The sequence below is a fragment of the Streptomyces sp. NBC_01426 genome (genome assembly GCF_036231985.1).
Taxonomy (GTDB): domain Bacteria; phylum Actinomycetota; class Actinomycetes; order Streptomycetales; family Streptomycetaceae; genus Streptomyces.
The window spans coordinates 4,870,646-4,893,498 of sequence record NZ_CP109500.1 but is presented as its reverse complement, the minus strand read 5'-3'; the positions used below and the strand labels follow the sequence as shown (position 1 = coordinate 4,893,498).

General features: G+C 73.8%; 17 protein-coding genes, 3 tRNA genes and 1 pseudogene. 11 read left to right on the top strand and 10 right to left on the bottom strand.

All coding sequences use genetic code 11. The features are described from left to right. Nucleotides 1-115: 115 nt before the first annotated feature. From OG906_RS21735 to OG906_RS21700, 8 genes are all read left to right on the top strand, one after another. Entirely contained in the window at nucleotides 116-964 is an 849-nt protein-coding gene (locus OG906_RS21735) for a phosphatase PAP2 family protein (protein WP_329445054.1), read from the top strand. Continuing rightward, nucleotides 891-2,063 carry a hypothetical protein gene (locus OG906_RS21730; RefSeq protein WP_329445052.1) on the top strand — a complete coding sequence of 391 codons (1,173 nt, stop codon included), beginning with the start codon at nucleotides 891-893 and terminating at the stop codon, nucleotides 2,061-2,063. The genes OG906_RS21735 and OG906_RS21730 overlap by 74 nt, the downstream gene beginning before the upstream one ends. Further along, nucleotides 2,051-3,628: a hypothetical protein gene (locus OG906_RS21725; protein WP_329445050.1), complete on the top strand. Its 1,578-nt coding sequence runs from the start codon at nucleotides 2,051-2,053 to the stop codon at nucleotides 3,626-3,628. Before OG906_RS21730 ends, OG906_RS21725 begins: the two co-directional genes overlap by 13 nt. Then, a complete protein-coding gene (locus OG906_RS21720; RefSeq protein ID WP_329445048.1) occupies nucleotides 3,625-4,953 on the top strand; it encodes an AAA domain-containing protein in 1,329 nt (442 codons plus the stop codon). The genes OG906_RS21725 and OG906_RS21720 overlap by 4 nt, the downstream gene beginning before the upstream one ends. Nucleotides 4,954-5,095: 142 nt before the next feature. After that, nucleotides 5,096-5,653, top strand: coding sequence for an NADPH-dependent FMN reductase (locus OG906_RS21715; protein WP_329445046.1), 558 nt, complete (start codon nucleotides 5,096-5,098; stop codon nucleotides 5,651-5,653). Between the two features lie 82 nt (nucleotides 5,654-5,735). Continuing rightward, on the top strand, nucleotides 5,736-6,083 hold the full coding sequence (locus tag OG906_RS21710) for a hypothetical protein (protein WP_267799485.1): 348 nt from the start codon (nucleotides 5,736-5,738) through the stop codon (nucleotides 6,081-6,083). Between the two features lie 165 nt (nucleotides 6,084-6,248). After that, on the top strand, nucleotides 6,249-6,809 hold the full coding sequence (locus OG906_RS21705) for a bifunctional DNA primase/polymerase (protein WP_329445042.1): 561 nt from the start codon (nucleotides 6,249-6,251) through the stop codon (nucleotides 6,807-6,809). An 11-nt stretch (nucleotides 6,810-6,820) separates the two neighbouring features. Beyond that, nucleotides 6,821-6,894: transfer RNA gene (locus OG906_RS21700), tRNA-Lys, on the top strand. Between the two features lie 74 nt (nucleotides 6,895-6,968). Here the strand turns inward: OG906_RS21700 and OG906_RS21695 are convergent. After that, a complete protein-coding gene (locus OG906_RS21695) occupies nucleotides 6,969-8,204 on the bottom strand; it encodes a M6 family metalloprotease domain-containing protein (protein WP_329445040.1) in 1,236 nt (411 codons plus the stop codon). A gap of 439 nt (nucleotides 8,205-8,643) precedes the next feature. Between OG906_RS21695 and OG906_RS21690 the strand changes: the two genes are divergently transcribed. After that, nucleotides 8,644-10,422, top strand: a complete 1,779-nt coding sequence (locus tag OG906_RS21690) for a putative bifunctional diguanylate cyclase/phosphodiesterase (RefSeq protein ID WP_329445038.1) — start codon at nucleotides 8,644-8,646, stop codon at nucleotides 10,420-10,422. A 33-nt stretch (nucleotides 10,423-10,455) separates the two neighbouring features. Here the strand turns inward: OG906_RS21690 and OG906_RS21685 are convergent, their stop codons facing one another. From OG906_RS21685 to OG906_RS21675, 3 genes are all read right to left on the bottom strand, one after another. Then, nucleotides 10,456-10,887: a PPOX class F420-dependent oxidoreductase gene (locus tag OG906_RS21685; protein WP_267801604.1), complete on the bottom strand. Its 432-nt coding sequence runs from the start codon at nucleotides 10,885-10,887 to the stop codon at nucleotides 10,456-10,458. A 118-nt stretch (nucleotides 10,888-11,005) separates the two neighbouring features. Next, the gene (locus tag OG906_RS21680; protein WP_329445035.1) at nucleotides 11,006-12,712 is read right to left on the bottom strand and encodes a glycosyl hydrolase family 18 protein; all 1,707 of its coding nucleotides are present in this window, start codon (nucleotides 12,710-12,712) and stop codon (nucleotides 11,006-11,008) included. A 252-nt stretch (nucleotides 12,713-12,964) separates the two neighbouring features. Beyond that, on the bottom strand, nucleotides 12,965-14,092 hold the full coding sequence (locus OG906_RS21675) for an LLM class flavin-dependent oxidoreductase (RefSeq protein WP_329445033.1): 1,128 nt from the start codon (nucleotides 14,090-14,092) through the stop codon (nucleotides 12,965-12,967). 247 nt (nucleotides 14,093-14,339) lie between these two features. Between OG906_RS21675 and OG906_RS21670 the strand changes: the two genes are divergently transcribed. Further along, entirely contained in the window at nucleotides 14,340-15,098 is a 759-nt protein-coding gene (locus tag OG906_RS21670) for an IclR family transcriptional regulator (protein WP_267801608.1), read from the top strand. A gap of 99 nt (nucleotides 15,099-15,197) precedes the next feature. Here the strand turns inward: OG906_RS21670 and OG906_RS21665 are convergent. The 6 genes and pseudogenes from OG906_RS21665 to OG906_RS21640 form a co-directional block, all read right to left on the bottom strand. Further along, nucleotides 15,198-15,271: transfer RNA gene (locus OG906_RS21665), tRNA-Lys, on the bottom strand. A gap of 45 nt (nucleotides 15,272-15,316) precedes the next feature. Next, a pseudogene (locus OG906_RS21660) lies at nucleotides 15,317-15,583 on the bottom strand (response regulator transcription factor); the annotation flags it as partial. Between the two features lie 357 nt (nucleotides 15,584-15,940). Then, complete coding sequence (locus tag OG906_RS21655) at nucleotides 15,941-17,617, bottom strand: AMP-binding protein (protein ID WP_329445031.1); 1,677 nt, start codon at nucleotides 17,615-17,617, stop codon at nucleotides 15,941-15,943. Nucleotides 17,618-17,643: 26 nt separating this feature from the next. After that, complete coding sequence (locus OG906_RS21650) at nucleotides 17,644-18,237, bottom strand: lytic polysaccharide monooxygenase auxiliary activity family 9 protein (protein WP_329448089.1); 594 nt, start codon at nucleotides 18,235-18,237, stop codon at nucleotides 17,644-17,646. A 237-nt stretch (nucleotides 18,238-18,474) separates the two neighbouring features. After that, nucleotides 18,475-21,042, bottom strand: a complete 2,568-nt coding sequence (locus OG906_RS21645; protein WP_329445029.1) for an SPFH domain-containing protein — start codon at nucleotides 21,040-21,042, stop codon at nucleotides 18,475-18,477. Continuing rightward, nucleotides 21,039-22,463, bottom strand: coding sequence for a peptidoglycan-binding protein (locus tag OG906_RS21640; protein ID WP_329448088.1), 1,425 nt, complete (start codon nucleotides 22,461-22,463; stop codon nucleotides 21,039-21,041). Before OG906_RS21640 ends, OG906_RS21645 begins: the two co-directional genes overlap by 4 nt. Before the next feature lie 229 nt (nucleotides 22,464-22,692). Between OG906_RS21640 and OG906_RS21635 the strand changes: the two genes are divergently transcribed. Next, nucleotides 22,693-22,766: transfer RNA gene (locus OG906_RS21635), tRNA-Lys, on the top strand. Nucleotides 22,767-22,853: the final 87 nt, after the last annotated feature.

Below are 22,853 nucleotides of genomic sequence, written 5' to 3'. Positions count from 1 at the left end.
GTTGCGTGTGGATGTGTACGGATCGGCCCGCTTTCGAGGCGGTTCCGTCGTCCGTCCATCATCCAACACATGAACACCGGGCAACTCCCCCGGTCGCACAAGCGTCCTACACCTCATGACTGACAGGCAGCGGCCCCCTCGATGGTGGACGGAACTGCTCCTCCTCGGGCTCGTCTACGGCGCGTACTCCGCCGGCCGGCTCCTGGCCCGGGGCGACGTGGACCTCGCCGTCGGACACGGCCTCGCCGTCCTGCGCGTCGAGGAGGCGCTGCGGATCGACTTCGAGCGCCCGCTGAACCGGCTCTTCTCCGGATCCCCCTGGTGGGGCGTGCCCGCCGACTTCGGCTACGCCTCGCTCCACTACCTCGTCACCCCGGCCGTCCTGGTCTGGCTCCACCGCCGGCGGCCCGCGCACTACCGGTCCGCCCGCACCTGGCTGGTGCTCTCCACCCTGGCGGCGCTGATCGGCTTCGGCCTGATGCCCACCAGCCCGCCCCGGCTGCTCGACGCCGCGCACGGGTTCACGGACACGATGGCTCAGTACAGCGCGTACGGCTGGTGGGGCGGGGAGGCCAGCGCGCCGCGCGGCCTGGGGTCCTTCACCAACCAGTACGCGGCGATGCCGAGCCTGCACTTCGGCTGGGCCCTGTGGTGCGGGGTGCTGCTGTGGACCCACGCCCGGCACCCCCTCGCGCGGGCCCTGGGGATCGCCTACCCGGCCGGCACCGCGCTCGTGGTCATGGGCACGGCCAACCACTACTTCCTGGACGTCGTCGCCGGGGCCGCCGTGATGGGCCTGGGCCTGCTCCTGGCCCGTCGGTTCCGCTCGGGAACGGCCGGTTTCCGGCGTAAGACCACGATTGTCAGTGGCGGATGGGACACTTCCGCCCGTGAGCTCCTACCCGGCCGGCGGCCCTCCGCAGAGAACACCGCAGACGACGACATTGCGGCAGCGGCTCGCTGACCTGCGCGGCCCCGCCGTGCCGCCCCGCCCGCTCGACGCCCGCGCGCTGGCCGCGCTCGCCGCCAACCCGGGCTGCGGCAGACGGGCCCTGCTCGACGGCGCCGGCGTGGACAAGACGGCCCTCGCGCAGGCCCTCGGCTCCCCCGCCCCCTTCGGGCAGTCGCAGTTCGCCATAGTGCGCGGCAACTCCTTCGAGGCCAAGGTCAAGGGCGACGGCGGGGCCGAACTGCTGCGCCTGGTCCACGAACGGCTCGGCGCCGGGGCCGAACCGCCCGGCCCGGCCGTCCCGGTGCCCGATCTCACCGCCGCCGGCCCCGAGGGGCGCGCCGCGCGCACGGCGCTGGCGCTGCGCGAGGCCACGGCCGCCGGGACCTGGACGCTGCTCGACCATCCGATGCTGGCCCTGGAGGTGGCGGGCACACCCGCCTACCTGGAGCCGGACGCCGTCGTGGTGCACCCCGACGGTCGGTGGACCGTCGTGGAGATCAAGTCGTTCCCGATGATCGACGGGAGCGCCGACGCGGCGAAGGTGGGCGCCGCCGCGCGGCAGGCCGCCGTGTACGTGCTGGCCCTGGAGAGGACCGCGGAGAAGCTGCCCGGCTCCACCGTGGGTCAGCAGGTGGTGCTGGTCTGCCCCAAGGACTTCTCCAACCTGCCCACCGCGGCGCTCGTCGACGTGCGGCGCGAGCGCGCCGTGACCCGACGCCAGTTGGAGCGGCTGACCCGGGTCGAAGACCTGGCCGCCGCCCTGCCCGAGGGGACCTGCTTCGATCCCGCCCGGCCGGCCGAGGAGCTGACCGAGGCGGTGTCCGCCGTCACCGCCGCGTACGCCCCCGAGTGCCTGGCCGCCTGCGAGCTGGCGTTCCACTGCCGCGAGCGGGCCCGCGACGCGGACGAGGTGACCGCGCTCGGCCGCTCCCTGCGGGGCGAGCTGGGCGGTCTGACCACCGTGGAGTCGGCCCTCGCGGCCGCCTCCGGGGCGGGCTGCGCCGAGGACCCGATCGCGGCCGCGCTGCACCAGGCCGCCCGGCTGCGCGCCGAGGCCCTGACGCTCGTCCCCGCCCCGACGTCCCCGGAGGCGGCAGCATGCCCCTGCTGAACACCCTCGCGCGCCTGGAGGCGGTCCGGGCGGGCCGGGCCCAGGCCCTGGCGACCGTGCGGCACCGGCATCTGGGCGAGCGCCCGCTGGTCGTCGTACCGCTGACCACCGCCGGCGAGGCCGGGGCGCCGCTGGGCGCCCTGGTCGGCACCGATCCGGCGGCGCCGACGCTGCTCGTGGTCCCGCAGCCGCGCGACCGCGACCTGCGCTGGACCTTCCTCGCGGAGCTGGCCGACCAGGTGCTGCCGTACGTGGACGGGTACGCGGACGACGTCGAGCTCGTGGAGCGCAACGAGACCGATCCCGAGACGGGCGCCAAGAGCAAGGTCGCCGCCGAGCTGTGCCTGGACGCCCCCCAACTGATCGTGCCCAGCCGGGCGGGCGTGGAGTACGTACGCCTCCTCGGCCGGTCGATGCGGTTCCGGCGGACGGCCGAGGAGGATCCGGAGAACCCGTACCCGGCGCCGGCCCGGGTGCCGCTGCTGGGGCGCTGGTTCACACACCTCGGGGAGCGGGCACGGGTGCCCGGTTCCTCGATGCTGCTGTCGGCGACGGAGCTGCTCGGTCGGCACTGGGCGACGGGCCAGAGCAATCTGGAGGACCAGCACCTGGGCGCCCTGCTCGCCTGGATCGCACCGCCGGAGGGGGAATCCGGCGCGGAGGCGGCCCTGCGCGTCGAGGTGGCCCGGGACCCGCGGGGCGGGCTGCTGGTGCCGCCCGCCGGGCCGGCCACCGACCCCGCCTTCGACAACCGGCTGCTGGCCCCCGCGATGGCCGGCTACGACGCGGCGCGCGCCTCGGGCGACCCGGCCGCCGTCGAGCGGGCCGAGCGGGAGGTCCGGGAACTCGTCGCGGACCAGATGCGCCCCACGTGGGCGGCGGTGTGGCGGGCGCTGGAGCTGGTGCGCGCGCTGCCCGCCGGGGAACGGACCGAGGAGCGCTGGACCCGCGACCGCTGGTCGTACACCGGGCACCGGGACCGGGTGCGGGCGGGCGAGCCCCCGCAGCCGCGCCGCGACGACGCGGTGACGGCCGCCCAGAAACTGGCCACGCGCGAGACCGAGCAGGTCCGTCTCGACGCCCAGGAGGCGCTGGACGACCCGCTGGTCATGGCGGGGCGGCGGCTGTCCGGGGAGGCGTTCGCCGGGGAGGTCACCGAGGTGGTCATGGAGTGGACGCAGGCCAAGCGGCCGCGACCGCGCCCGCTGGTGACCGTGGACACCGAGGACCGGCCGCAGTTGGCGGACGGGGGCGGCGGGAAGGTGTTCCGGTCGCTCGACGGACGTCCGCAGGCGGCCGAGTTCGTGCGGTTCGAGGACGCGGGGCGGATCGTGCTGCGGCTGCTCGACAAGATGGGCGGCGGCAGGGAGCCCGTTCCCGGTTCGGTGCCGGAGAAGGGCGACCGGCTCTGCTGGACGCTGTTCGAGCACGACGCGCGCGGCGGCCCCAGGCTGCCCGATCCGGAGAAGACCCCGTGGACGCACGGAGGACCGCCGGCGCACCTGAGCGCCGACCGACCGCACCTGCCCGCGCCCGACCCCGTGACCGCCGAGGACCTGTTGTGAGTTTCGATCCGGGAGCGGCCGCCGACCGGGCGACCGCCGCCATCCTGCACGACACCCTGCACGGCGCGGAGCGGGGCGTGGTCGTCGACTCCCCGCCGGGCGCCGGCAAGTCCACGCTCGTGGTCCGGGCCGCCCGCGAGCTGGCCGCCGCCGGGCGTCGGCTGATGGTGGTCGCGCAGACGAACGCGCAGGTCGACGACCTGGTGGTGCGGTTGCACGGCAAGGATCCGGGGCTGAAGGTCGGCCGGCTGCACAGCAGCGACGGGGACGCCTACGACCCGGCGCTGCGCGAGCTGCCCTCGGTGACCCTGTCGGCGAAGCCGGCGGACCTCGCCGAGCTGCCGATCACCATTTCCACCGCGGCGAAGTGGGCGTACGTCAAGGACACGGAGCCGTGGGAGCACGCCATCGTGGACGAGGCGTACCAGATGCGTTCGGACGCGCTGTTGGCCGTGGCCGGGTTGTTCGAGCGGGCGCTGTTCGTGGGCGACCCCGGGCAGCTCGACCCGTTCAGCGTGGTCGGCGCCGAGCAGTGGGCGGGGCTGTCCTACGACCCCTCCGCCTCGGCGGTGTCCACCCTGCTGGCGCACAACCCGCACCTGCCGCAGCACCGGCTGCCGGTGTCCTGGCGGCTGCCCGCGTCGGCCGCGCCGCTGGTGTCGCGGGCGTTCTACCCGTACAGCAGGTTCCGCAGCGGCACCGGTCCCGGTGACCGGAAGCTGTCGTACGGGGTCGCCTCGGACGGGTCCGGGCCGGACCGGGTGTTGGACGAGGCCGCGGAGTCGGGCTGGGGCCTGCTGGAGCTGCCCGCGCGGCACACTCCGCGGACCGACCCGGAGGCGGTGCGGGCGGTGGCCCTGGTGGTGCGCCGGGCACTGGACCGGGGTGCGATGACGGTGGACGAACAGTCGCCGGGCCCCATGCCGTTGACCGCCGACCGGATCGCGGTGGGCACCGCGCACCGGGACCAGGCCGCCGCCGTGCGGGCGGCCCTGACGGCGCTGGGCGTCCCGGGGGTGACGGTGGACACCGCGAACCGGCTCCAGGGACGGGAGTTCGACCTGACGGTGGTGCTGCACCCGCTGTCGGGGCGGCCGGACGCGACCGCGTTCCACCTGGAGACGGGGCGGTTGTGCGTGTTGGCGTCCCGGCACCGGCACGCCTGTGTGGTGGTGGCCCGGGCGGGCATAGCGGAACTGCTGGACGACCATCCGTCCTCGGAGCCGGTGCAGTTGGGGGTGACGGTGAAGTTCCCGGACGGCTGGGAGGCCAACCACTCGGTGCTGGCCCATCTGGCGGAACACCGGGTGGCCTGGCGGCCCTGAGGCGGCCGCTCGGGCGCCCCCGTCGGCGGCGGGGCGGCACCCGCCCGGTTGACGCATCCCCCGGCCCCGGCTTGGCCGGGGGCCGCGTCACCCACGAGACTGCCCCGACGCACCGCACCGACAGCCGAAGGAAAGAACCCCCATGACCCGTCTGCACGTCATCTCCGCCGCCACCCGCCCCACCTCCTCGGGGCGCCCGCTCGCCGAGTGGGTCGTCGGCCGGGCCCGCGAGCACGGCGCGTTCGAGGTCACCCCGATCGACCTCGCCGAGATCGCGCTGCCCTTCCTGGACGAGCCGGAGTACGCCTCCAGCGGCATCTACACCCATCCGCACACGCTGGCGTGGAGCGCGCTGATCGACGCCTCGGACGCCGTGCTGTTCGTCCTGCCGATGTACAACGGCGGCTACACCGCCCCCTTCAAGAACGCCATCGACTTCCTCTACCGCGAGTGGCGGGGCAAGCCGGTCGGCATCGTCAGCTACAGCGCGGGCCCGACCGGCGGAGCGCCCGCCGCCGAGATGCTGCTCCCCGTCCTGACCCGTCTGGGCATGCTGCCCGCCGAGCGGTCGGTGGCCGTTCCCGGCATCAACGCGCTGGTCGGAGACGAGGGATTCGAGGCTCCGGAGGGGCTCGCGGAGGAGCTCACCGGCGTGTTCGACGACATCGCGGCGCTCGCGAAGGAGCCGGCGGGCGTCTGACGCCCCGGGTGCACTCTTGCGCGACGTTGGACAATGGAGGGTGGCCCGGAAGGGACGACGTACGCGCAGCAGGAGGACACGCATGGCAGAGCCCGAGCGCACCGAGCGGAGGTTGCGGCCCGCGCCGCTGCTCTTCGAGCCTTCCGAGGTGGCAACGGACCCGGAGCACTTCTTCGACCTGGAGTCGATAGACGACCCGCGGGAGCTGCTGGCCCGTGCGACCGAGCTGACGCTGGCCTTCCGGGCGGCCCAGGAGCGCGCGGTGGAGTTCCAGGCCGTCGCGGCGGCGCAGCTGGCGGACCCGCGCCGCTTCGACCGGCTGCCCGCGTCGGCGATCGCGGAGCAGGCGGAGTGGACCGAGGACTACGCCGTCAAGATGATCGAGTTCGGCGAGACCCTGCTGCGGGACGGCCACCCGGACGGCCCCTAGTGGCTTCCGCGAAGTGAGCCGGCCCGTGCGCCGCATCCGGATCCGGGTGCGGCGCACGTCACATCTGGCATATGCGGGGCGCACCATACTCCCGCCCGGTCGCCCCTGTCCCGGATTCCCGTAACTCCCCGGAACGGTCGCGCTACCCCGGGTAGACCTGGGGGCATGACGACCCTGACCGGCTGCGCCGCCCTCGAAGTCCGCACCGCCCCCGCGTCCGCGACCCTCGTCACCCCCGAGGGCGCGGCCTGGCTCGCCTCCGCGTGCGCCCTGCCCCACGAGACGCTCGCCGCGTGGCGGGCGCGGCCCGCGGCTCCGGCCGCGCTGCCCTGCGGGACCGCGTTCGACGTCGTCAACGTCCCGCTCGTCCTCGGGCGCCGGATGCTCGACCTGCTCTGGGCCGAGGGGCCCGGCTCCGGGCCCGCCGCCGTGCACCGCGGCCGGACGCTGCTCTTCGCCGCGCCGGGCACCGCGCAGCGGCTGCCGGCCCTGCTCGCCTGGGAGGAGTGGGACGCGACCGCGGCCGCCCCGCTCTGTCACGGCCGCGGCGACGCGGTCACCGTGCCCCCGCTGGCGCCCTCTCCGGGGCCGTCCCGCTGGCTGGTGGCCCCGGACTCCCGGCGGCCCTGGCTGCCGGGCGCCGATTCGCTGCTCTGGGCCTTCCTGCACGCCGCCCGCCTGCAGGTATCGATTTTTGGTTCGGCCGATCCTGATGCTAATGTCTAGCTCGTCACCAAGCGCCGCTAGCTCAGTTGGTTAGAGCAGCTGACTCTTAATCAGCGGGTCCGGGGTTCGAGTCCCTGGCGGCGCACAGACGGAGAAGGGCCCCCACGCGAGTGGGGGCCCTTTTCGTGCCCGCGGGCCCCGGGACCGGGGCCCGCGCGGCTACGTGGTGATCTTCACGGTGTACGCGCCGGACTGGGTCCGGTCCGCCACCTCGATGCGGATCCGCTCCCCCGGCACCGTGAACGCCTCACCGACCTCCAGCGGGGCGTCCGCCAGCGGCGGGTACACGGACCGGTCCCAGCAGGCCTCGGTGCCCGGGTGGCCGTCCAACACCTCGATCGGCCCGCCGCCCGAGGCCGGCTCGTTGCGGACCCGGTAGACCAGGACGCCCTCCGTGCAGGTGTCCCCGTCGTTGCCGGCGGAGCCCCGGGCCTCGATGGCGATCGCGCTGCCGGGACCCGTGCGGACCACGGCCAGCCGGGTGCCGCCGGTGCCGCCGCTGGGCACGCCCTCCGCGAGCGGTTGCAGGGTGTGCAGCGAGGAGCCGGAGCGCACGCAGTCGACCTGGGAGGGGCTGAGCCAGCCCAGCTTCCACTTGTGCCAGGCGAACAGGTCCGGGGCCATCCCGAACTGGCTGCCCATGACGTCCCAGTCGCCGACGTACGTGTCCCAGTCGCCCTTGCCGTCGGACGGCCGGTGGTAGAGGTCGGGCAGGTCGAAGACGTGCCCGGTCTCGTGCGCGAGGACGTTGCGGTCGGGCGGGTGCTGCTCGAAGACGGTGACGATCCGCCGCAGGTCCGTGCCGTCGGCGCGGATCGGCCGGTCGAAGTTGACGACCTTCGTGGCGTCCGAGTCCACCCCGGGCGCGTCCGGGTCGGCGACGAAGTACACGAGGTCGTACCGACTGAAGTCCACCTCGGGGTCGGCGGTGGCGACGGCGTCCCGCAGGTAGGCCGCCCGGGCCTCGGGGGCCCAGTCGCGCTGTATGCCGTACGCGGTGGACGGCCTGGGCATCCGGATCCACCGCTTCTGCGGGTGCGGGACCAGTCGGAAGCGTCCATACGAGGCCCGCTGGAAGAACTCGCTGGTGGCGGGGAAGTAGTCGCCGGTCAGCTCCTCGGGAGTGACGATGGTGCGATGGTCGGGGAAGGAGAGGAAGACCATGACCGCATTCAGGGTGCGCTCGGGCCTGGGGTAGGCGCCGTTCCAGGTGTCCAGCCCGAGGGAGTGGTGCGCCGCCGTACGGGTCAGCGCGCAGGGACCGGCACCGGAAGCGGCCGCCGCGGGGGTGGCGACGAGCGACATCGCGGCGAGCGCCGCCATGGAAGTGACGACGGCTGCCGTACTTCGGATGCGGGAGCGGTCCACTCCCCCGGGTGTCTGCTGTCGCGGCACATCGACCTCCGGTGGTGGATTCGTACCCTCCTGTCCACCTTGAGGCGATTGTCTTACTAATGCCCTGTTCCGCTGCCCCACACGAGTGAGTAATACGTCAAGTCGGTGACCCCCGAACTTCACGGACCTGCCTACAGAACGTCACGACCGATCACGGGAGATCAGGCGCGGCCGTCGGGCGTTCACAGCCGCGCAGAAACGATCACGCGTCGATCGGCCGACGATCCGTCATCACCGCGAACCACCGCCCTCCGTACGGCGACGCCGCTGGATAGGGCCGTCCGGCAGCCTCTATGATCGGCACACTTTCCTGCACGGACACTCACGAGCACTGCGGGAGCCAACGGTGAGCGGAACCTCAGAGGGAACCGGTTCGGCGGCCGACCGCATTCGATCGGCCACTACGGAGCGTCACCCGGCAGTGCCGGCCGTGCCCGGCATGTCGACAGAACCCGCGGCGGCGACCCCGTCCGCCCCGCGGTCCCCGCGCACGTCCGGGGCGCGCGACTACCAGGCCGCCTTCAACGCGGCCCACCTCGCGATGGCCGTCGTCGACCGCAGCGGCCACGTCGTCGCCGCCAACGAGGCGCTCGCCTCGCTGCTGGGCGCCGAACCGCTCGCTCTCCTCGAACGGTCCGCCGCCGACCTGGTGGACCTCGCCGCGGAGGCCCGTACCTGGCAGGCCTACCAGGAGGTGCTCCGCGGCCGGCAGGCCCGACTGCGCTGCACCCGCCGCCTCAAACACCCCGACGGGCACTCGCTGTGGACCGAGGTCACCCTCGGGCCGGTGCCCGGAAGCCGGGACGTCCTGCTCTCGGTCGCCGACATCAGCGACCGGCGCGACCTCCAGGCCCGGCTGCGCCACCTCCAGATGCACGACCCGGTGACCCGACTCCCCAACCGGACCCTGTTCTTCGAACGGCTCTCCTCCGCCCTGGAGCAGTCCTCGTACGAGCACGGCGGCACGGGTCGGATCGGGCTGTGCTACCTGGACCTCGACGGGTTCAAGGCCGTCAACGACACCCTGGGCCACCGGGTCGGGGACCGGCTGCTGGCGGCCGTCGCGGCCCGGCTGACGCAGTGCGCCGACCAGTCCGGGTACGGGCGCACGAGCGGGCACCTGGTGGCCCGGCTGGGCGGCGACGAGTTCGCCCTGCTCGTCGAGGACTCCACCGGCACCGAGCAACTCGCGGACCTGGCGCGGAGCGTGTTGAACGCCGTACAGGAGCCGTTCGACCTTGCCGGGCAGCGGCTGTCGGTCTCCGCGTCGATCGGGGTGGTGGAGCGGGCCGCGGCCGGGACCTCGGCGACGGGGCTGATGCAGGCCGCCGACACGACCCTGTACTGGGCGAAGGCGGACGGCAAGGCCCGCTGGACCCTCTTCGACCCGGAGCGCAACGCGCACCGCATGACCCGGCAGGCCCTGTCCTCGACGCTGCGACCGGCCGTCGAGCGGGAGGAGTTCCGGCTGGAGTACCAGCCGCTGGTGGACCTGGAGAGCGGGACGGTGCGCGGGGTGGAGGCGCTGGTGCGCTGGAACCACCCGCAGTTCGGCATGTTGACGCCGAATCGGTTCATCGGGATCGCCGAGGAGGACGGCTCCATCGTCCCGTTGGGACAGTGGGTGCTGCGGACCGCCTGCCGGCAGGCGCGGCGCTGGCAGATCGAACAGCCCAGCGACTCACCGGTGTTCGTCTCCGTCAACGTGGCGGTGCGCCAGGTGTGGGACTCGGACCTGGTGGGCGATGTCGCGGAGATCCTCGCCGAGACCGGACTGGCCCCGCAGCTGCTCCAGTTGGAGCTGACCGAGTCGGCGGTGATGGGCTCGGCGGGGCGGCCGTTGCAGGCGCTCCAGGCGCTGAGCGACATGGGCGTGCGGATCGCCATCGACGACTTCGGCACCGGCTACTCGAACCTGGCCTACCTGAGCCGGCTGCCGGTGTCGGTGCTGAAGCTGGACGGCTCCTTCGTCCGGGGGTTCCGCTACGAGGAGGGCTCCCACCCGAACCCGGCCGACGAGACCATCGTCGAGGCGCTCGTCCAACTCGCCCACCGGCTGGGCCTGACGGTCACCGCCGAGTGCGTGGAGACCGCGGGTCAGGCGGCGCGCCTGCGCCGCGTCGGCTGCGACACGGGCCAGGGCTGGCTGTACTCGCGGGCCGTGGCCCCGGAACGGATCGCCGAGATGATCGGCTCGCGCCCCGGGGACCAGGCCTAGGCCGTCTCTTTCGGATCAGGCCCTGGGGACCGGTCAGCCGAGCTTCTCGCCGTACACGCGCTCGACCGTCATCGTCATCAGCACCCTGCGGTCGGACACCATCACCGACCGGTACTCCTCCCAGTCCGGGTGCTCCCCGGCGGCGAGGCGGTAGTACTCCACCAGCGCGTCGACCTCGGGGCCGTGCGGGTCGGTGCCCGGGCCGACGAGCGTCACGGGCCCCTCGGCGGTGGCCCAGGAACGGCCGTCGGGGGCGGTGACCTCCAGGGCGGCCCGCGGGTCGCGGCGCAGGTTCGCCGTCTTGGCCCGCCCCTCGGTCATCGAGACGTGCAGCAGACCCGTCCCGCTGTCGTAGAAGGGCATGACGGGGGAGAGTTGGGGGAGGCCGCTCGACTTGATCGTGGCGAGGACACCGAGTCGGCTCCCCGCGAGCAGCGTGCGCGGTTCGAATGGCGTGGCAGTCATGTCCGGAGTCAACCCGACGGCGGCCGGGGGTTGTTCCCGGCGCGCCGGTGCGCGAACACGGCCGCCCCCGCCCCGGGAGGGGGCGGGGGCGGCCGGCGCTCGGCGCGGGGTGGGGGGATCAGCAGGCGCCGAGGTCCTTCCAGACACCCCATTCACCGGTGGAGCCGGGCACCTCGTTCTGCGTCCACCACTGGGCCTTCCACTTGTGACCGTTGTGGGAGACCTCGGTGCCGCCGGTGTAGACCGTGCCCGCCACGTACGCCGGGACCGCACCGCAGCCGGTGGGCGGCGTCGTCGGAGGCGTGGTGGGGGGCGTGGTCGGCGGGGTCGTGGGCGGAGTGGTCGGAGGCGTGGTCGGCGGGGTGGTCGGCGGCTGGGTGGTGCCGCCGAGGGCGTCCGAGATCTGGTTCAGCAGCGTGGTGTTGTTGTCCAGCCCGAGGAGGGAGTACATCATCGCGCCGGCCAGGCCGCGCTGCTTGCCGTAGTCGACCCGGGCCTGGATGGACTTCTGGTTGAGGCCGGTGAAGAACTCGCCGTCCTTGTAGAAGTACGAGGCCTTGGCCTGGTCGTCCCAGAAGGTGTTCGCCGGATTGTCGACGAGGCCGCCGAGTTCCTTGTAGTTCGCGATGCCGGCCTGCTGGCTGGTGGGCCGGGCCGCGGAGGCCCCGGTCGCGGACTGGGCGAGGCCGTTGTTCGCCCCGGCGGGGACGCCCTTCCAGCCGCGGTAGTAGAACTCGTAGCCCAGGGTCAGCTTGTTGGCGGGGAAGCCGCCGGCGATGCCGTAGGCCGGGTTGCCGTCGATCCAGGAGTCGATGGCGTTGTCGATGCTGTACTTCTGGGTGCCCGGGGCGATCGGGTCGGTCGGGTCGCCGGCCGGGGAGTACAGCGGGGACTGGTGGTACGTCGGGCCGTCGCTGTCCCAGGCGCCGTGCATGTCGTACGTCATGATGTTCGCGTAGTCGAGGTACGCGCCGATCTTGTCCGTCTCGATGTACTTGATCTTGTCCTGGCCGGCCGGGAGGGCGGAGGTCAGCAGGTACTTCTTCCCGCCGTTGGCCGCGCCGTAGGCGTCGAGCTGGCTGCGGAACTCCTTGAGCAGGAGCGTGAAGTTCTGCTTGTCCTCGGGGGCGTAGTGGTTGCCCAGGTGACCGCCGGAGGAGCCGGGGTACTCCCAGTCGATGTCGATGCCGTCGAAGATGCCGGCGGCCGCGCCCGCACCGCCGAATCCGCCCTCGACCGGCAGGTTGCCCTTGATGTACTGGTCGATGCAGGACGACACGAGCTTCTTGCGGGAGGCGTCGGTCTTGGCCGCGTCGCTGAAGTACTTCGAGTAGGTCCAGCCGCCCAGCGAGATGTTGATCTTCAGGTGGGGGTACTTGGCCTTCAACTGCTTGAACTGGTTGAAAACGCCGACGATCGGCTGGTCCCACTTGTCGGCGACCCCGCTGACGCTGTCGGCCGCGCTGAAGGACTTCTGGTAGTCGGCGTACGAGTCGCCCGCGCCGTCACCGGCATTGGGGTTGTTGTCGTCGCCCGCCGCCTTGTTCGCCTCGAAACAGGTGAGGTTGGTGGGGTGGATGTTGCCGAACGAGTAGTTGATCACGTCCAGCTTGCCGGCGATGCCGCGGGTGTCGAGGTGCTTCGGGTAGAAGGCACTCCCGTACACGCTCCACTGGTCGTAGTACGCGATCTTCACGCCGCCGGCGCTCGCCGTGCTCGCGGAGCCTGCGGCCTGGGCGGTGCCGAGGCCCGCGAAGCCGGCCAGCGCTCCGGCTGCCAGCGCGGCCGTGGCGGCGGCCGCGACGAGGGGTTTACGGATGTGCATGAACTGACTCCGGGGGGTGGGAGGGGGGCATCAGCTTCAGGTGAGAGAAGTGATAGCGATCACCCCGGCCCCCAGTCAATGGTTTGGACCAAAGAAGGACTAGACCACTCGGGCGCCAAAGTGCCTCGTCAGAGACCTGAGGGCATATGCAGAACCGCCCGCCACCCCGGGTGACGAGCGGTTTAAGGCTGCACTAAGCCATGCGCCGGCAAGGTTTCGGCAACAAACCAGCCAAACCCCGTTCTTGTGCGCTCAGGCGGAGTTCGAGTCCTCCGTCGGCATGCCGTACGCATCTGCGATGAGCCCGTACGAGCGCAACCGGGCATCCCCGCCGTGGGCGTTGGCGGTCAGCATCAGCTCGTCCGCGCCCGTCCGCTTCACCAGGTCGTCGAGTCCCTCGCGGACCTCGTCGGGGGTGCCGTGGACGATGTTCGCGAGCCAGCCCTCCACGAACTCCCGCTCCAGCGGCGAGAAGGGGTACGCGGCCGCCTCCTCGGGCGTCGGGACCAGCCCCGGCCGCCCGCCGCGCAGCCGCAGCATCGACAGCGCGCCCGTCAGCACCTGCGCCCGGGCCTCCTCGTCGGTGTCGGCGGCCAGGGCCGCGGCCCCGATCAGGGCGTACGGGGCGTCGAGCACGGCCGAGGGCCGGAAGCTCTGCCGGTACAGGTCCAGCGCGGGAATCGTGCCGGCCGCCGAGAAGTGGTGGGCGTACGCGAAGGGCAGGCCCAGCTCGCCGGCGAGGCGGGCGCTGAAACCGGAGGAGCCGAGCAGCCAGATCGGCGGTCGGCCGGCGGGGCCCTGGACGGGGCCGGGCACGGCGTGCACCCGGGCATAGGGGTGCCCGTCGGGGAAGTCGTCGTCGAGGAAGCGGATCAGCTCCCCCAGCTGCCGGGGGAATCCGTCGGCGGCGTCGTCGGCCCGTCCGGCTCCGCGCAGCGCGGCCGCGGTACGGGGGTCCGTGCCGGGGGCGCGCCCCAGTCCGAGGTCGATCCGGCCCGGCGCGAAGGCCTCCAGGGTGCCGAACTGCTCGGCGACGGCCAGCGGGGCGTGGTTGGGCAGCATGACCCCGCCCGAGCCGAGCCGTATCCGGGAGGTGTGCGCGGCGAGGTGGGCGAGGATCACCGCCGGGGAGGAACTGGCCACTCCGGGCATGGAGTGGTGTTCGGCCACCCAGTGCCGGTGGAACCCCCGGGATTCGGCCAGCCGGGAGATCGCCACGCTGGTGCGCAGCGACGCGTGGGCGGTGCTGCCGGCCCCGACGGTGACGAGGTCCAGCACCGAGAGCGGGACCGGCGCGCTCCCCCGCACGGTTCCCCGGATCGGATCCGCGGTCCCTCCCGTCCCGGCTGCCCTGATTCCCTCGTCCCCGGCGTCACTCATCGTCGCTCCCGTCCCGTGCCGCCCTCGCGGCTTCCTGCATGTCCGTACGAGGAATTCGAACCATCGAGGAGGCCGGGACATTCCCGACGGCCCTCCGGAGCGTTCATGCCGCCGGCATATGCCAAGCGAGTAGATCCAGGCAGAGGGACTTGATTGAGCCATCAATCTCTTCAACAGGCGCTCCACACAAGCCGCTTGATGGCTATCGTGGGGGGAGCAAGCGGTAACAACCTGGTAGGGGGAAACCGTGGCGCTGAAGCCCGAGCCGACCGCGCCGTTCCATTCGGTGCAGTACGCCCTTCGCGTACTCGAAACGATCGCCCGGCACACCGGCGGTGTGACCGACGCGCAGATAGCGCGTGAGACAGGCCTGCCCTCGGTCCACCTGTCCCCGATGCTGCTCATGCTGCGCCGGGAGGGGTACGTGCTCCAGGTCTCCGACGGCGCCTATGCCATAGGGGACTCGCTCGTCCTCCTCGGCTCCGGCGTCGACCGGCAGCAGGCCCTCCAGGACAAGCTCCAGGACACCCTGGACCGACTGCGGGACTCGGTCGGGGCGGCGGTCTACATCAGCCGCTACGTCGACGGCGAGGTCCGCATCACCCAGTTCGCGGACAGTCCGCGCACCCCCAAGGTGCACGAGTGGGTCGACTTCCGCTCGGCGGCGCACGCCAGCGCGGTCGGCAAGTGCCTGCTGACCCAGCTCGACCAGAACGGTCGACGGGACCACCTGTCCCGGCACAAGATCGCCCGGCTGACGTCGAAGACGATCGTGAACGAGAGCGTGCTGTTCTCCAAGCTGGACAGTCAGCCCGCCACCGTGCCCGTGCTGGACCTCCAGGAGTACGCCGTGGGCACCGTCTGCGCGGCGGTGCCGATCACCGCCGGCGCCTCGGTGGGCTGCCTGGCCCTGTCGATGCCGGTCGAGCACGCGCACCGACTGCGGGCCGCGGCGGAGACGCTGAACCGGAAGGCCGCGCCGCTGCTGCTGTCGCTCACGCTCTGACGGGCGACGCACCCCGGAGGCGGCTTCGGGCCCGCGCACCCGGCCCCTGAAACCACTTCGGGCGATTCCCGGTGAACCGGGAACCGCCCGAAGTACAGGTGCGCCGCCAGGGACTCGAACCCCGGACCCGCTGATTAAGAGTCAGCTGCTCTAACCAACTGAGCTAGCGGCGCCTGACAGAGAAAATACTACCCGGTCCCCAGGGGTGCTCAAAACCATTACCCCCTGAGGTGCGCGAGGACCGCGAGGACCCTGCGGTGCGTCTCCTCGGCGGGCGGCAGGTCCAGCTTTCCGAGGATGTTCCCGATGTGTTTGCCCACGGCCGCCTCGGACACCACCAGCTCACGGGCGATGGCCCCGTTGGACCTCCCCTCCGCGACGAGGCCCAGCACCTCCCGCTCGCGCGGGGTGAGCGCGGCCGGCGGATCGCGGCGCCTGGCCAGGAGCCGGCGCACCACCTCGGGGTCCACGACCGTGCCGCCGGCGAAGTAGCCGGCCTCGACGGACTCGGGCAGCCGGGGCAACTCGACGCGGTGTCGACGGGGAGGGCGGACCGCTCGGCGACGTCGTCGAGGGCTCCGCCGAGGCCGTAGTCGGTGAGCAGGACCACGGCGAGCAGCAGCGGGAGGCCGGTGACCGCGGAGCCGGCGAGGTAGCCGGCCGCGCGCCACGGCCGGGCGGACCGGAGGTACCCGTCGCCGGTCGGGGCGCGCCAGGGGATGCGGGTGTCGTCCTCGTGCATGCGGTCACGCGAGGCCCTGGGGTTCGGGTCGGACCATGGGCCCAGGGGGCGGGTCGGGGGTGGGGCCGGCCCTACCCCCGCGGGCGGTCGTGGCGCCCGGTCAGCGGTCCAGGAGGTCGGCCCGGCCCTGGGCCTCGTAGGACGACAGCAGGGCGGCCAGGGACTCCGCGTCCAGGGGCCGGTATCCCGGTTCGCCGGGCGGGGACCACCAGACGGGGTCCGGGCAGCGGAAGCCGGCGCGGCGCAGGGCCACGCGGTGGACCTTGTTCGTCGCCGTCGTCGGCATCTCGGGGACCACCCGGACGTAGCGCGGCGGCATCTTCGTGCCCAGGTCGGGCTGCGCGGCGAGGAAGGCGGCGAACGCCGACGGGGAGAACTCCGTTCCGGGGCGGAGCGCGACGGCCGCCATCACCTGGTCCCCCGCGACCTCGTCCGGGACGGCGTACACGGCCACGGCCGCCGCGTCCTGCCATCGGGCGAGGATGTTCTCGATGACGGCCGCGGCGAGGTTCTCGCTGTCGACCCGCAGTCGGTCGTCGGTGCGGCCCGCGAAGTAGAGGAATCCGGCGGCGTCCCGGAAGAAGAGGTCGCCGGTCCAGTACCAGCCGTCGCGGGTGCGCGCCGCCTCGGCGTCGGGGTTGCGCCAGTACCCCTCGAAGAGGCCGCGACCGCGGTTGACGAGTTCCCCTATGGCCTCCCGGCCGTTGAGGAGGCGCCCCGAGCCGTCGAGCGCGGCGGCCGGGCACTCCTCCCCCGTCTCGGGGTCGACGACCGCGAGGTCGTCCCCGGCGCCGGCCCGGCCCAGCGCTGCCGGCGGGGTGTCGGGGGTGCGGACCACGGAGGCGCCGCCCTCGGTGGCCCCGTAGCCCTCCACCAGCCGGACCCCGAACCGCTCGGCGAAGCGGGCGGCGTCCACCGCGCCGGCCTCGGTGCCGAAGCCGAGCCTCAGGGTGTGCGCGCGGTCGTCGGGGCGGGGCTCGGTGGCCAGGAGGTACTGGATCGCCCGGCCGACGTAGGTGAAGTAGGTGGCCTCGTAGGCCCGTACGTCGTCCAGGAACCGGGAGGCGGAGAAGCGCCGCCGCAGGGCCACGGACGCGCCGCCGGCCAGCGCCGGCAGCCAGTCGGCGATGACCGCGTTGCCGTGGAAGAGCGGCATGCAGACGTAGTGGACGTCGTCGGGGGTGACCGAGAACCGGCGGGCCAGCGCGGTTCCGGCGGCGGCCAGGCGGCCCTGGGTGCAGAGGGCGGCCTTGGGGGCGCCGGTGGAGCCGGACGTGAAGTAGAGGAGCATCCGGGAGGCGGGGGTGGGGCCGCCGGAGAGGACGGCCTCCCCCGGCTTGGCTCCCGCGTAGGGCGCCAGCAGTCGCGCGTACTCCTCGGTGTCGGTCACGAGGATCCGTACGCCCGGCAGGTCGAGGCCGCGCAGCAGTGGCAGGTGGGCGCGCTCGGTGACGAGGATCCGGCAGTCGGTGTGCAGGATGTCGCGGGCCAACTCAGGGCCGCGCCGGGTCGGGTTGATCCCGGCGACGGCGGCCCCGGCGAGGGCCGCCGCGCCGAGCCAGAACGGGAACTCCGGGGTGTTGTCGAGCAGCACTCCCAGGTGCGGTTCGGCCTCCGGCGGCAGGAGGTCGACGAGCAGCGCGGCGCGTGCGGCGGCCTCCTGGGCGGTCCGGTGTCGGCTGAGGACGGCGTGCTCGTGCTTCAGGCCGGGCCGGTGGTCGCCCCATTGGCGCGCGATGAGCTCCGCGACGGTCTCGGGTGTGGTCGTCGTCCGCATGCCGCCGGAGGTTAGCTGACGTTACGTCAGAACTGAACGTCGGAGCAGGAGTAGAAGGCCATCGGGGTGTCGTTGACGGTCCAGACCGCCAGGATCATGTGCCGCCCGGTCTTTCCGCTCGGCATGGTGCCCTGGTGGACGGTGGTCGAGGCGGGTCGGGCGCCGTTGTAGGCGACCGTGAGGAAGGGCTGCGGGTCGAGGGCGGCCCGGGTGAGCGGCCTGGTGGGGTCCCAGCCGTTCTTGGTGACGTAGTACTTGAAGTCGGTGGTGGAGTGGTTGGCGGTGAACTGCCACCGGAAGCCGTAGCTCTGGCCGCTGTTGACGCGGGTGGCGGGCCAGGTCCCGCCGCGCTGGTCGTCGAGTTCGGCGAACTGGGCGTTGCCGGCCGCGCATATCTTCCCGTCGGCCGGTCCGGCGGCCGGGAAGCCCTTGAGGCCTTCGGCGCTCTGCGGTTCCCACTGGATCTGGCCGCAGTTGGAGACGGTCTTGTTGGCACAGAGCTTCTGGCGACTGATGGGGGTGTCGGTGTATCCGTGGCTGCTGGCGGTGGGGGTGCCGAGGAGGGTGGCACCGGCGACGAGACCGAGACCGAGGGCCGTGACGCCGGCTCGTTTGGGCATGCGGAAGGAACGCATGATGCTCCTTGGACGTGGGGGGAGTCTGACGAGAGCGTGCGCACGCGTGGGGATGATTTGCAGGTCTAGACCAAGTCCCAGATTATTGACGAGAGTTGGCCATGTCTATACCAATGGGAAAACGGGTGGTCCGGTCGTTCCCGGCCACCCGTTCTCCCGCGTCGCTCGTCGTCTTCTCCGCGTCGCCGCCGCCTTCTCCCGTGTCCCGGCCGCCGATCGCCGCTACTGGTCGGAGCGGCCGGTGTAGAAGGCCACGGTGAGGTCCTTCACCAGGGCCTTGCGCTCGTAGTCGTCCAGCTCGACGATCCCCCGCGACGTGAGCCGGTGGACCGTGTCGTCGACCGCGTCGACGACCGAGGACAGCACGGCGTCCCGGTGCCGGGCGTCGATCGCCGCGATCCGCCGGCGCCGCATGGCCTCCGCCACCTCCGGGGCGTACTCGATCCGGGTGGGCTGGGCGGAGAAGACCTCCACGCCGACGGCCTCGGTCTCGGCGGCCAGCATGCGGGTCAGCGCGTCACCGACCGCCTCGGCGTCGCGCAGCGTCGGGGCGTCGTCGTGGAAGGCGTCGGCCGGCAGCTGGGACAGCACCCGGGCCATGGCCGACTCGACCTGCTCGGCCAGGTACTCCGTGTGGTCCCCGACGGCGAGGGTGGCCCGGGCGGTGTCCTTGACCTGCCAGACGACCTGCACGACCACCTGGAGGGCGAGGCCCCCCGAGTCCACCGCGGGCATGGGGTCGCTGCGCCAGTGCCGCAGCCGTACGTCCACCCGCCGGCGCAGCAGCAGCGGGCTGACCCAGGTGAGGCCGGTACGCCGGACCGTGCCCCGGTAGCTGCCGAAGAGGGTCAGCACCCAGGCGTGGCCCGCCTTGGCGCGGCCCAGCCCGCCCAGCGCGAGGAGCGTGACGATCCCGAGGAAGGCGAGCGGGGGCCAGTGGGTCGCGCGCAGCCCCTGGTAGGCGCGCGGGGCCGCGCCGAAGCCGGCGGCGAGGGCGTCGGGGACGGCGCCGGCCCGCCAGAGCACCGCCGAGCAACCGGCCAGCGCGAGCCCGCCGACGGCCACGGCGATCCAGCCGGGCAGTACGGGTCCGCGGTGTTCGCGGAGCCGGTCGTCGCCCCGGGGGACACGACGGCCGGCCGCGGGTCGGGGTGCGTGCGCGGCCTGCCCGGACCGCCGCGCGGCCGGGGCCTCGGCCGGAGCCGGGGGTCCTGCCGGCGTCTGCCCGAGGAAGGGCAGGTGCACGGGCACCGCGGTGGCGGAGGCCCCCTGGGCGGGACGGAAACGGGGGAGGTCCCGGGTGTCGTCCTCGTCGGCGTCCGCCATGCCGCGGGCCACGGCCCGGGCGACGAGATCGGCGACGTCGTCCGCCCCGGCGTCGGCCGCGTCCGGTCCGGGGACCGTGCGCACGACGGGCTCGGCGGGCGGCCAGAGCTCGTCCTGCGGACGGCCGGACACGGCCGGGGTCGGGGCGGGGGTGACCGGGGGCCAGGGTTCGAGGGGCGGGCCGGCCGGGGGCCGGGGTTCGACGGCCGGGGCGGAGTGGCGGTCCGTCACGGGTCGGGACGGCGGAGTGTCCGACGGCCGGTCCGTCGCGGGCCGCGTCTGCGGGGCGTCCGACGGGCGGTCCGTCACGGGTCGGGACGGCGGGGCGTCCGACGGGGCGTCCACCTCCGCGCGCGCGGCCGGCACCCCGTCCGGGTGCGCCCGCGCGTCCGGGGCCTCCTCGTCGGGACCCTCCGCCGGGGCGGCGTGGTCGGCCGCGGGCTCGGGCGCGCGGTCCGGCGCGTCGTCCCGGGGCGACTGCGGGTACGGGGGCGCCGACTCCGTGCGGGCGGGCCACGCGGGCGGGGCCGGGGCGTCGGCCGGGTGGCCGTGGGCGTGCGTCGGGTACGCCGTCGGGGCCGCCGGCTCGGGTGCGGCGGCGCGCAGGGGGCGGCGCTCCGGCTCGACGGGGACGGAGCCGCGGTGCTCCGGCACGAGCACCGGCGCCGGCGCGGGCTCCCCCGCGCCCGTGTCCGCCGCCTCGGGCGGACCCGCGTGGGCGAACGCCGGCCGCGCGAACGCCGGGTGCGGCGTCGGGAGCATCGGCTCGGGCACGGCCGCCCGGACGTGCGCGTCGTCGGCCGGCCGGTCGGCGGGGTGCGCCGGGTGAGGGCGGGGCGCCGGGGCGTACACGGGCGACTCGTCGGCGCGGCCGGCGGCGCCGGGCGCGGGGACGGCGGTCACGGCCCGCGGCGCGGCGTCGACCGGCGGGGTCGAGGATCCGGGGTGCGAGGCCCGCGCGGGGCGGGCCGGGGCCGGCAGGTCGCCCGGGTACCGGGACGCCGCGCCGTCGGCCGCCTCTCCCCCGCGCGGTTCCGGCGGGCCGGCCGAGGGCGCCGGCCGCGGGGCGGCGTCGGCGGCCGGGTGCGGTACGTCGAGGACCGGGGCGTGCGTCGCGGCGGCCGGGTGGGGCACGACCGGGGGCGCGGCGGGCTCCGGCGGGTTCTCGGGCGCCCACGCGGGACGGACCGGGGCCGGGGCGGGGGCCGCGATCGGTTCGGCCGGGGCCGCCGCCGCGGGCATCGCCGCGGCCATCGCCGCGGCCGGCGCCGGGGCGGTGGTCCAGCGCCCCGGGCGGGGGGCCTGGGTGGGCGCCGTCGCGCCCGGCCGGATCGCTCCGTCCCCGGCGGCGGGGCCCGGGCAGGCGCCGACGGCGAGGGGCCGGGAACCGTGCGGGACCGGAGGAACGGGGAAGTCGCCCGTCGTGGACGTGGTGCGGGTGGGGTACATCGTTGCCTCCGTCATGCGAACAGCCGGCGCCAGGTTTCCGGGCCCGGGTAGCCGTCGGCCGAGGCACCGCGCCAGCCCTGGGCGCGTTGGAAGGCCTCGACGTTGCGGCGGTCGGCCTCGCTCCAGAGGGCGCCCGGGCCGGACGTGTAGTGCTTGCCGAAGCCCTTCTGCACCAGTCGGCGACCGAGGGCGGTGATGAGCGCGTGGGACCGGCCCGGGCGGAAGAAGGCCTTCCCCGGGTAGGCGGGCACCCCGCCCGGCCCCGCCTGACCGACCGGTGTCGTCGGCTTCGTGGGCGTGGTCGGCTTCGTGGGCGTGGTCGGCGTGGTCGATGCCGCCGGCGGGATGCTCTTGCCCTGCCTCAGGGCCAGCAGCCGCCAGGTGTGGGCGCCGGGAATGCCGTCGGCGTCCGCGCCGGTCCACCCCTGCGCCCGCTGGAACGCCTGGGTGGCCAGCCGGTCCTCGTCGGACCACACCGGGCCGGCGCCGTTGGGGTAGAACCGGGCGCCGCCGCGTTCGATCAGCAACCGGCCGAGCTGGGTCACGTACTCGTTGTTCGCGCCCGGCCCGAACTTCGAGGCACCGGGGAAGGTCGCCGACACCGCCGGCGGGGACCCGGTCGACGGCAGTTCGACGGGCGTCACGGGAGGCGTCGGCGTGCTGCCGGGGACGCCTCCCGTGGTCCCGTTGAAGCGGTAGGGGAGGTACTTCGCGGCGTTGGTCCAGTACCCGTAGGGGGTGGCCTGCCTGCGGGTGTGCGGGCGGGTCTGCTCGTAGGCGACGTAGTGCGTCCGCGTCCCGTCGACCCAGCCGCCGAAGAGGACGACGTGCGAGCCGTTGTTGGGGTCGGCCGGGTTGTGGAAGAGCAGCATGTCGCCCGGCAGCAGCTCCTCCTTCGTGATCCGGGTGGCGAAGGTGTCGAGGCTGCCGGTCCACTCGTTGGTGCCGAGGTTCCAGGCCATCGAGACGTAGCCCGAGCAGTCCTGCCGGTAGCCGTCCGACCAGTACTCGGACATGCTGTAGGGGACCTTGGCGTCCAGCCACAGCTTCGCCCGGTTGATGATCGTCGTCCGGTCGATGCGCCGGACCGCCGACGGGGCGCCGGGCAGGCCGCCGGGCTTGGCGGGCGTGCCCTTCGGCCCGTGCAGCGGCGATCGGCCGCCCTGCGGGGAGCCCGGGTCGGGGCCGTCGAGGCGCACCGGGCCGAGGCCGGGTGCCGCGGCGGAGGCGGCCAGAGCGGCCGAGCCGCCGCCGCCCAGGACCACGCCGGCGGCGGTGGCGAGCACCAGCGCCCGGCGCGCGCCGCGGGCGGCGCGGTGGCCGCCGTCGCGAAGCGGTATGGCCCGCGCCCGGGCGAGGGCGCGACGGCGCTGCGCGCACCCGAGGCAGACGCAGTCGCCCGCGGGCTCGTACTCCTCGAAGACCGGCATGGGCATCTGCGGCATCTGCACATGCATCGGCGGCTGCATCGTCATGCGGTTCCGTCCACTCCCCTGCTCGTCCACTGGTCCGGCGTCCGGGCACGCATCTGGCGGGGCATCAGATGCGGCTCGGCCCAGACATATCGTGCACGACAAACCCCTTAAACATGGGTTAATCGGACAACGCGGGCGCGGCTGGTCACGAGCACCTCCGGAGGTGGGGTAGAGTTTTGCCTGTCACCAAGCGCCGCTAGCTCAGTTGGTTAGAGCAGCTGACTCTTAATCAGCGGGTCCGGGGTTCGAGTCCCTGGCGGCGCACAGACGAGAAGAAACCCCCCGAGGCGAATGCCTCGGGGGGTTTCTTCGTTCGCTCGTCCGGCCCTGCCCACGCAGCCGTTCCGGCCC

What these genes read in the sequence shown, in the direction of transcription:
- OG906_RS21735 (WP_329445054.1), top strand. Translation starts at nt 116, where the DNA reads ATGACTGACAGGCAGCGGCCCCCTCGATGGTGGACGGAACTGCTCCTC.
- OG906_RS21725 (WP_329445050.1), top strand. Translation starts at nt 2,051, where the DNA reads ATGCCCCTGCTGAACACCCTCGCGCGCCTGGAGGCGGTCCGGGCGGGC.
- OG906_RS21715 (WP_329445046.1), top strand. Translation starts at nt 5,096, where the DNA reads ATGACCCGTCTGCACGTCATCTCCGCCGCCACCCGCCCCACCTCCTCG.
- OG906_RS21710 (WP_267799485.1), top strand. Translation starts at nt 5,736, where the DNA reads ATGGCAGAGCCCGAGCGCACCGAGCGGAGGTTGCGGCCCGCGCCGCTG.
- OG906_RS21705 (WP_329445042.1), top strand. Translation starts at nt 6,249, where the DNA reads ATGACGACCCTGACCGGCTGCGCCGCCCTCGAAGTCCGCACCGCCCCC.
- OG906_RS21690 (WP_329445038.1), top strand. Translation starts at nt 8,644, where the DNA reads ATGTCGACAGAACCCGCGGCGGCGACCCCGTCCGCCCCGCGGTCCCCG.
- OG906_RS21685 (WP_267801604.1), bottom strand. Translation starts at nt 10,887, where the DNA reads ATGACTGCCACGCCATTCGAACCGCGCACGCTGCTCGCGGGGAGCCGA.
- OG906_RS21680 (WP_329445035.1), bottom strand. Translation starts at nt 12,712, where the DNA reads ATGCACATCCGTAAACCCCTCGTCGCGGCCGCCGCCACGGCCGCGCTG.
- OG906_RS21675 (WP_329445033.1), bottom strand. Translation starts at nt 14,092, where the DNA reads ATGAGTGACGCCGGGGACGAGGGAATCAGGGCAGCCGGGACGGGAGGG.
- OG906_RS21655 (WP_329445031.1), bottom strand. Translation starts at nt 17,617, where the DNA reads ATGCGGACGACGACCACACCCGAGACCGTCGCGGAGCTCATCGCGCGC.
- OG906_RS21650 (WP_329448089.1), bottom strand. Translation starts at nt 18,237, where the DNA reads ATGCCCAAACGAGCCGGCGTCACGGCCCTCGGTCTCGGTCTCGTCGCC.
- OG906_RS21645 (WP_329445029.1), bottom strand. Translation starts at nt 21,042, where the DNA reads ATGACGGAGGCAACGATGTACCCCACCCGCACCACGTCCACGACGGGC.
- OG906_RS21640 (WP_329448088.1), bottom strand. Translation starts at nt 22,463, where the DNA reads ATGCCCATGCCGGTCTTCGAGGAGTACGAGCCCGCGGGCGACTGCGTC.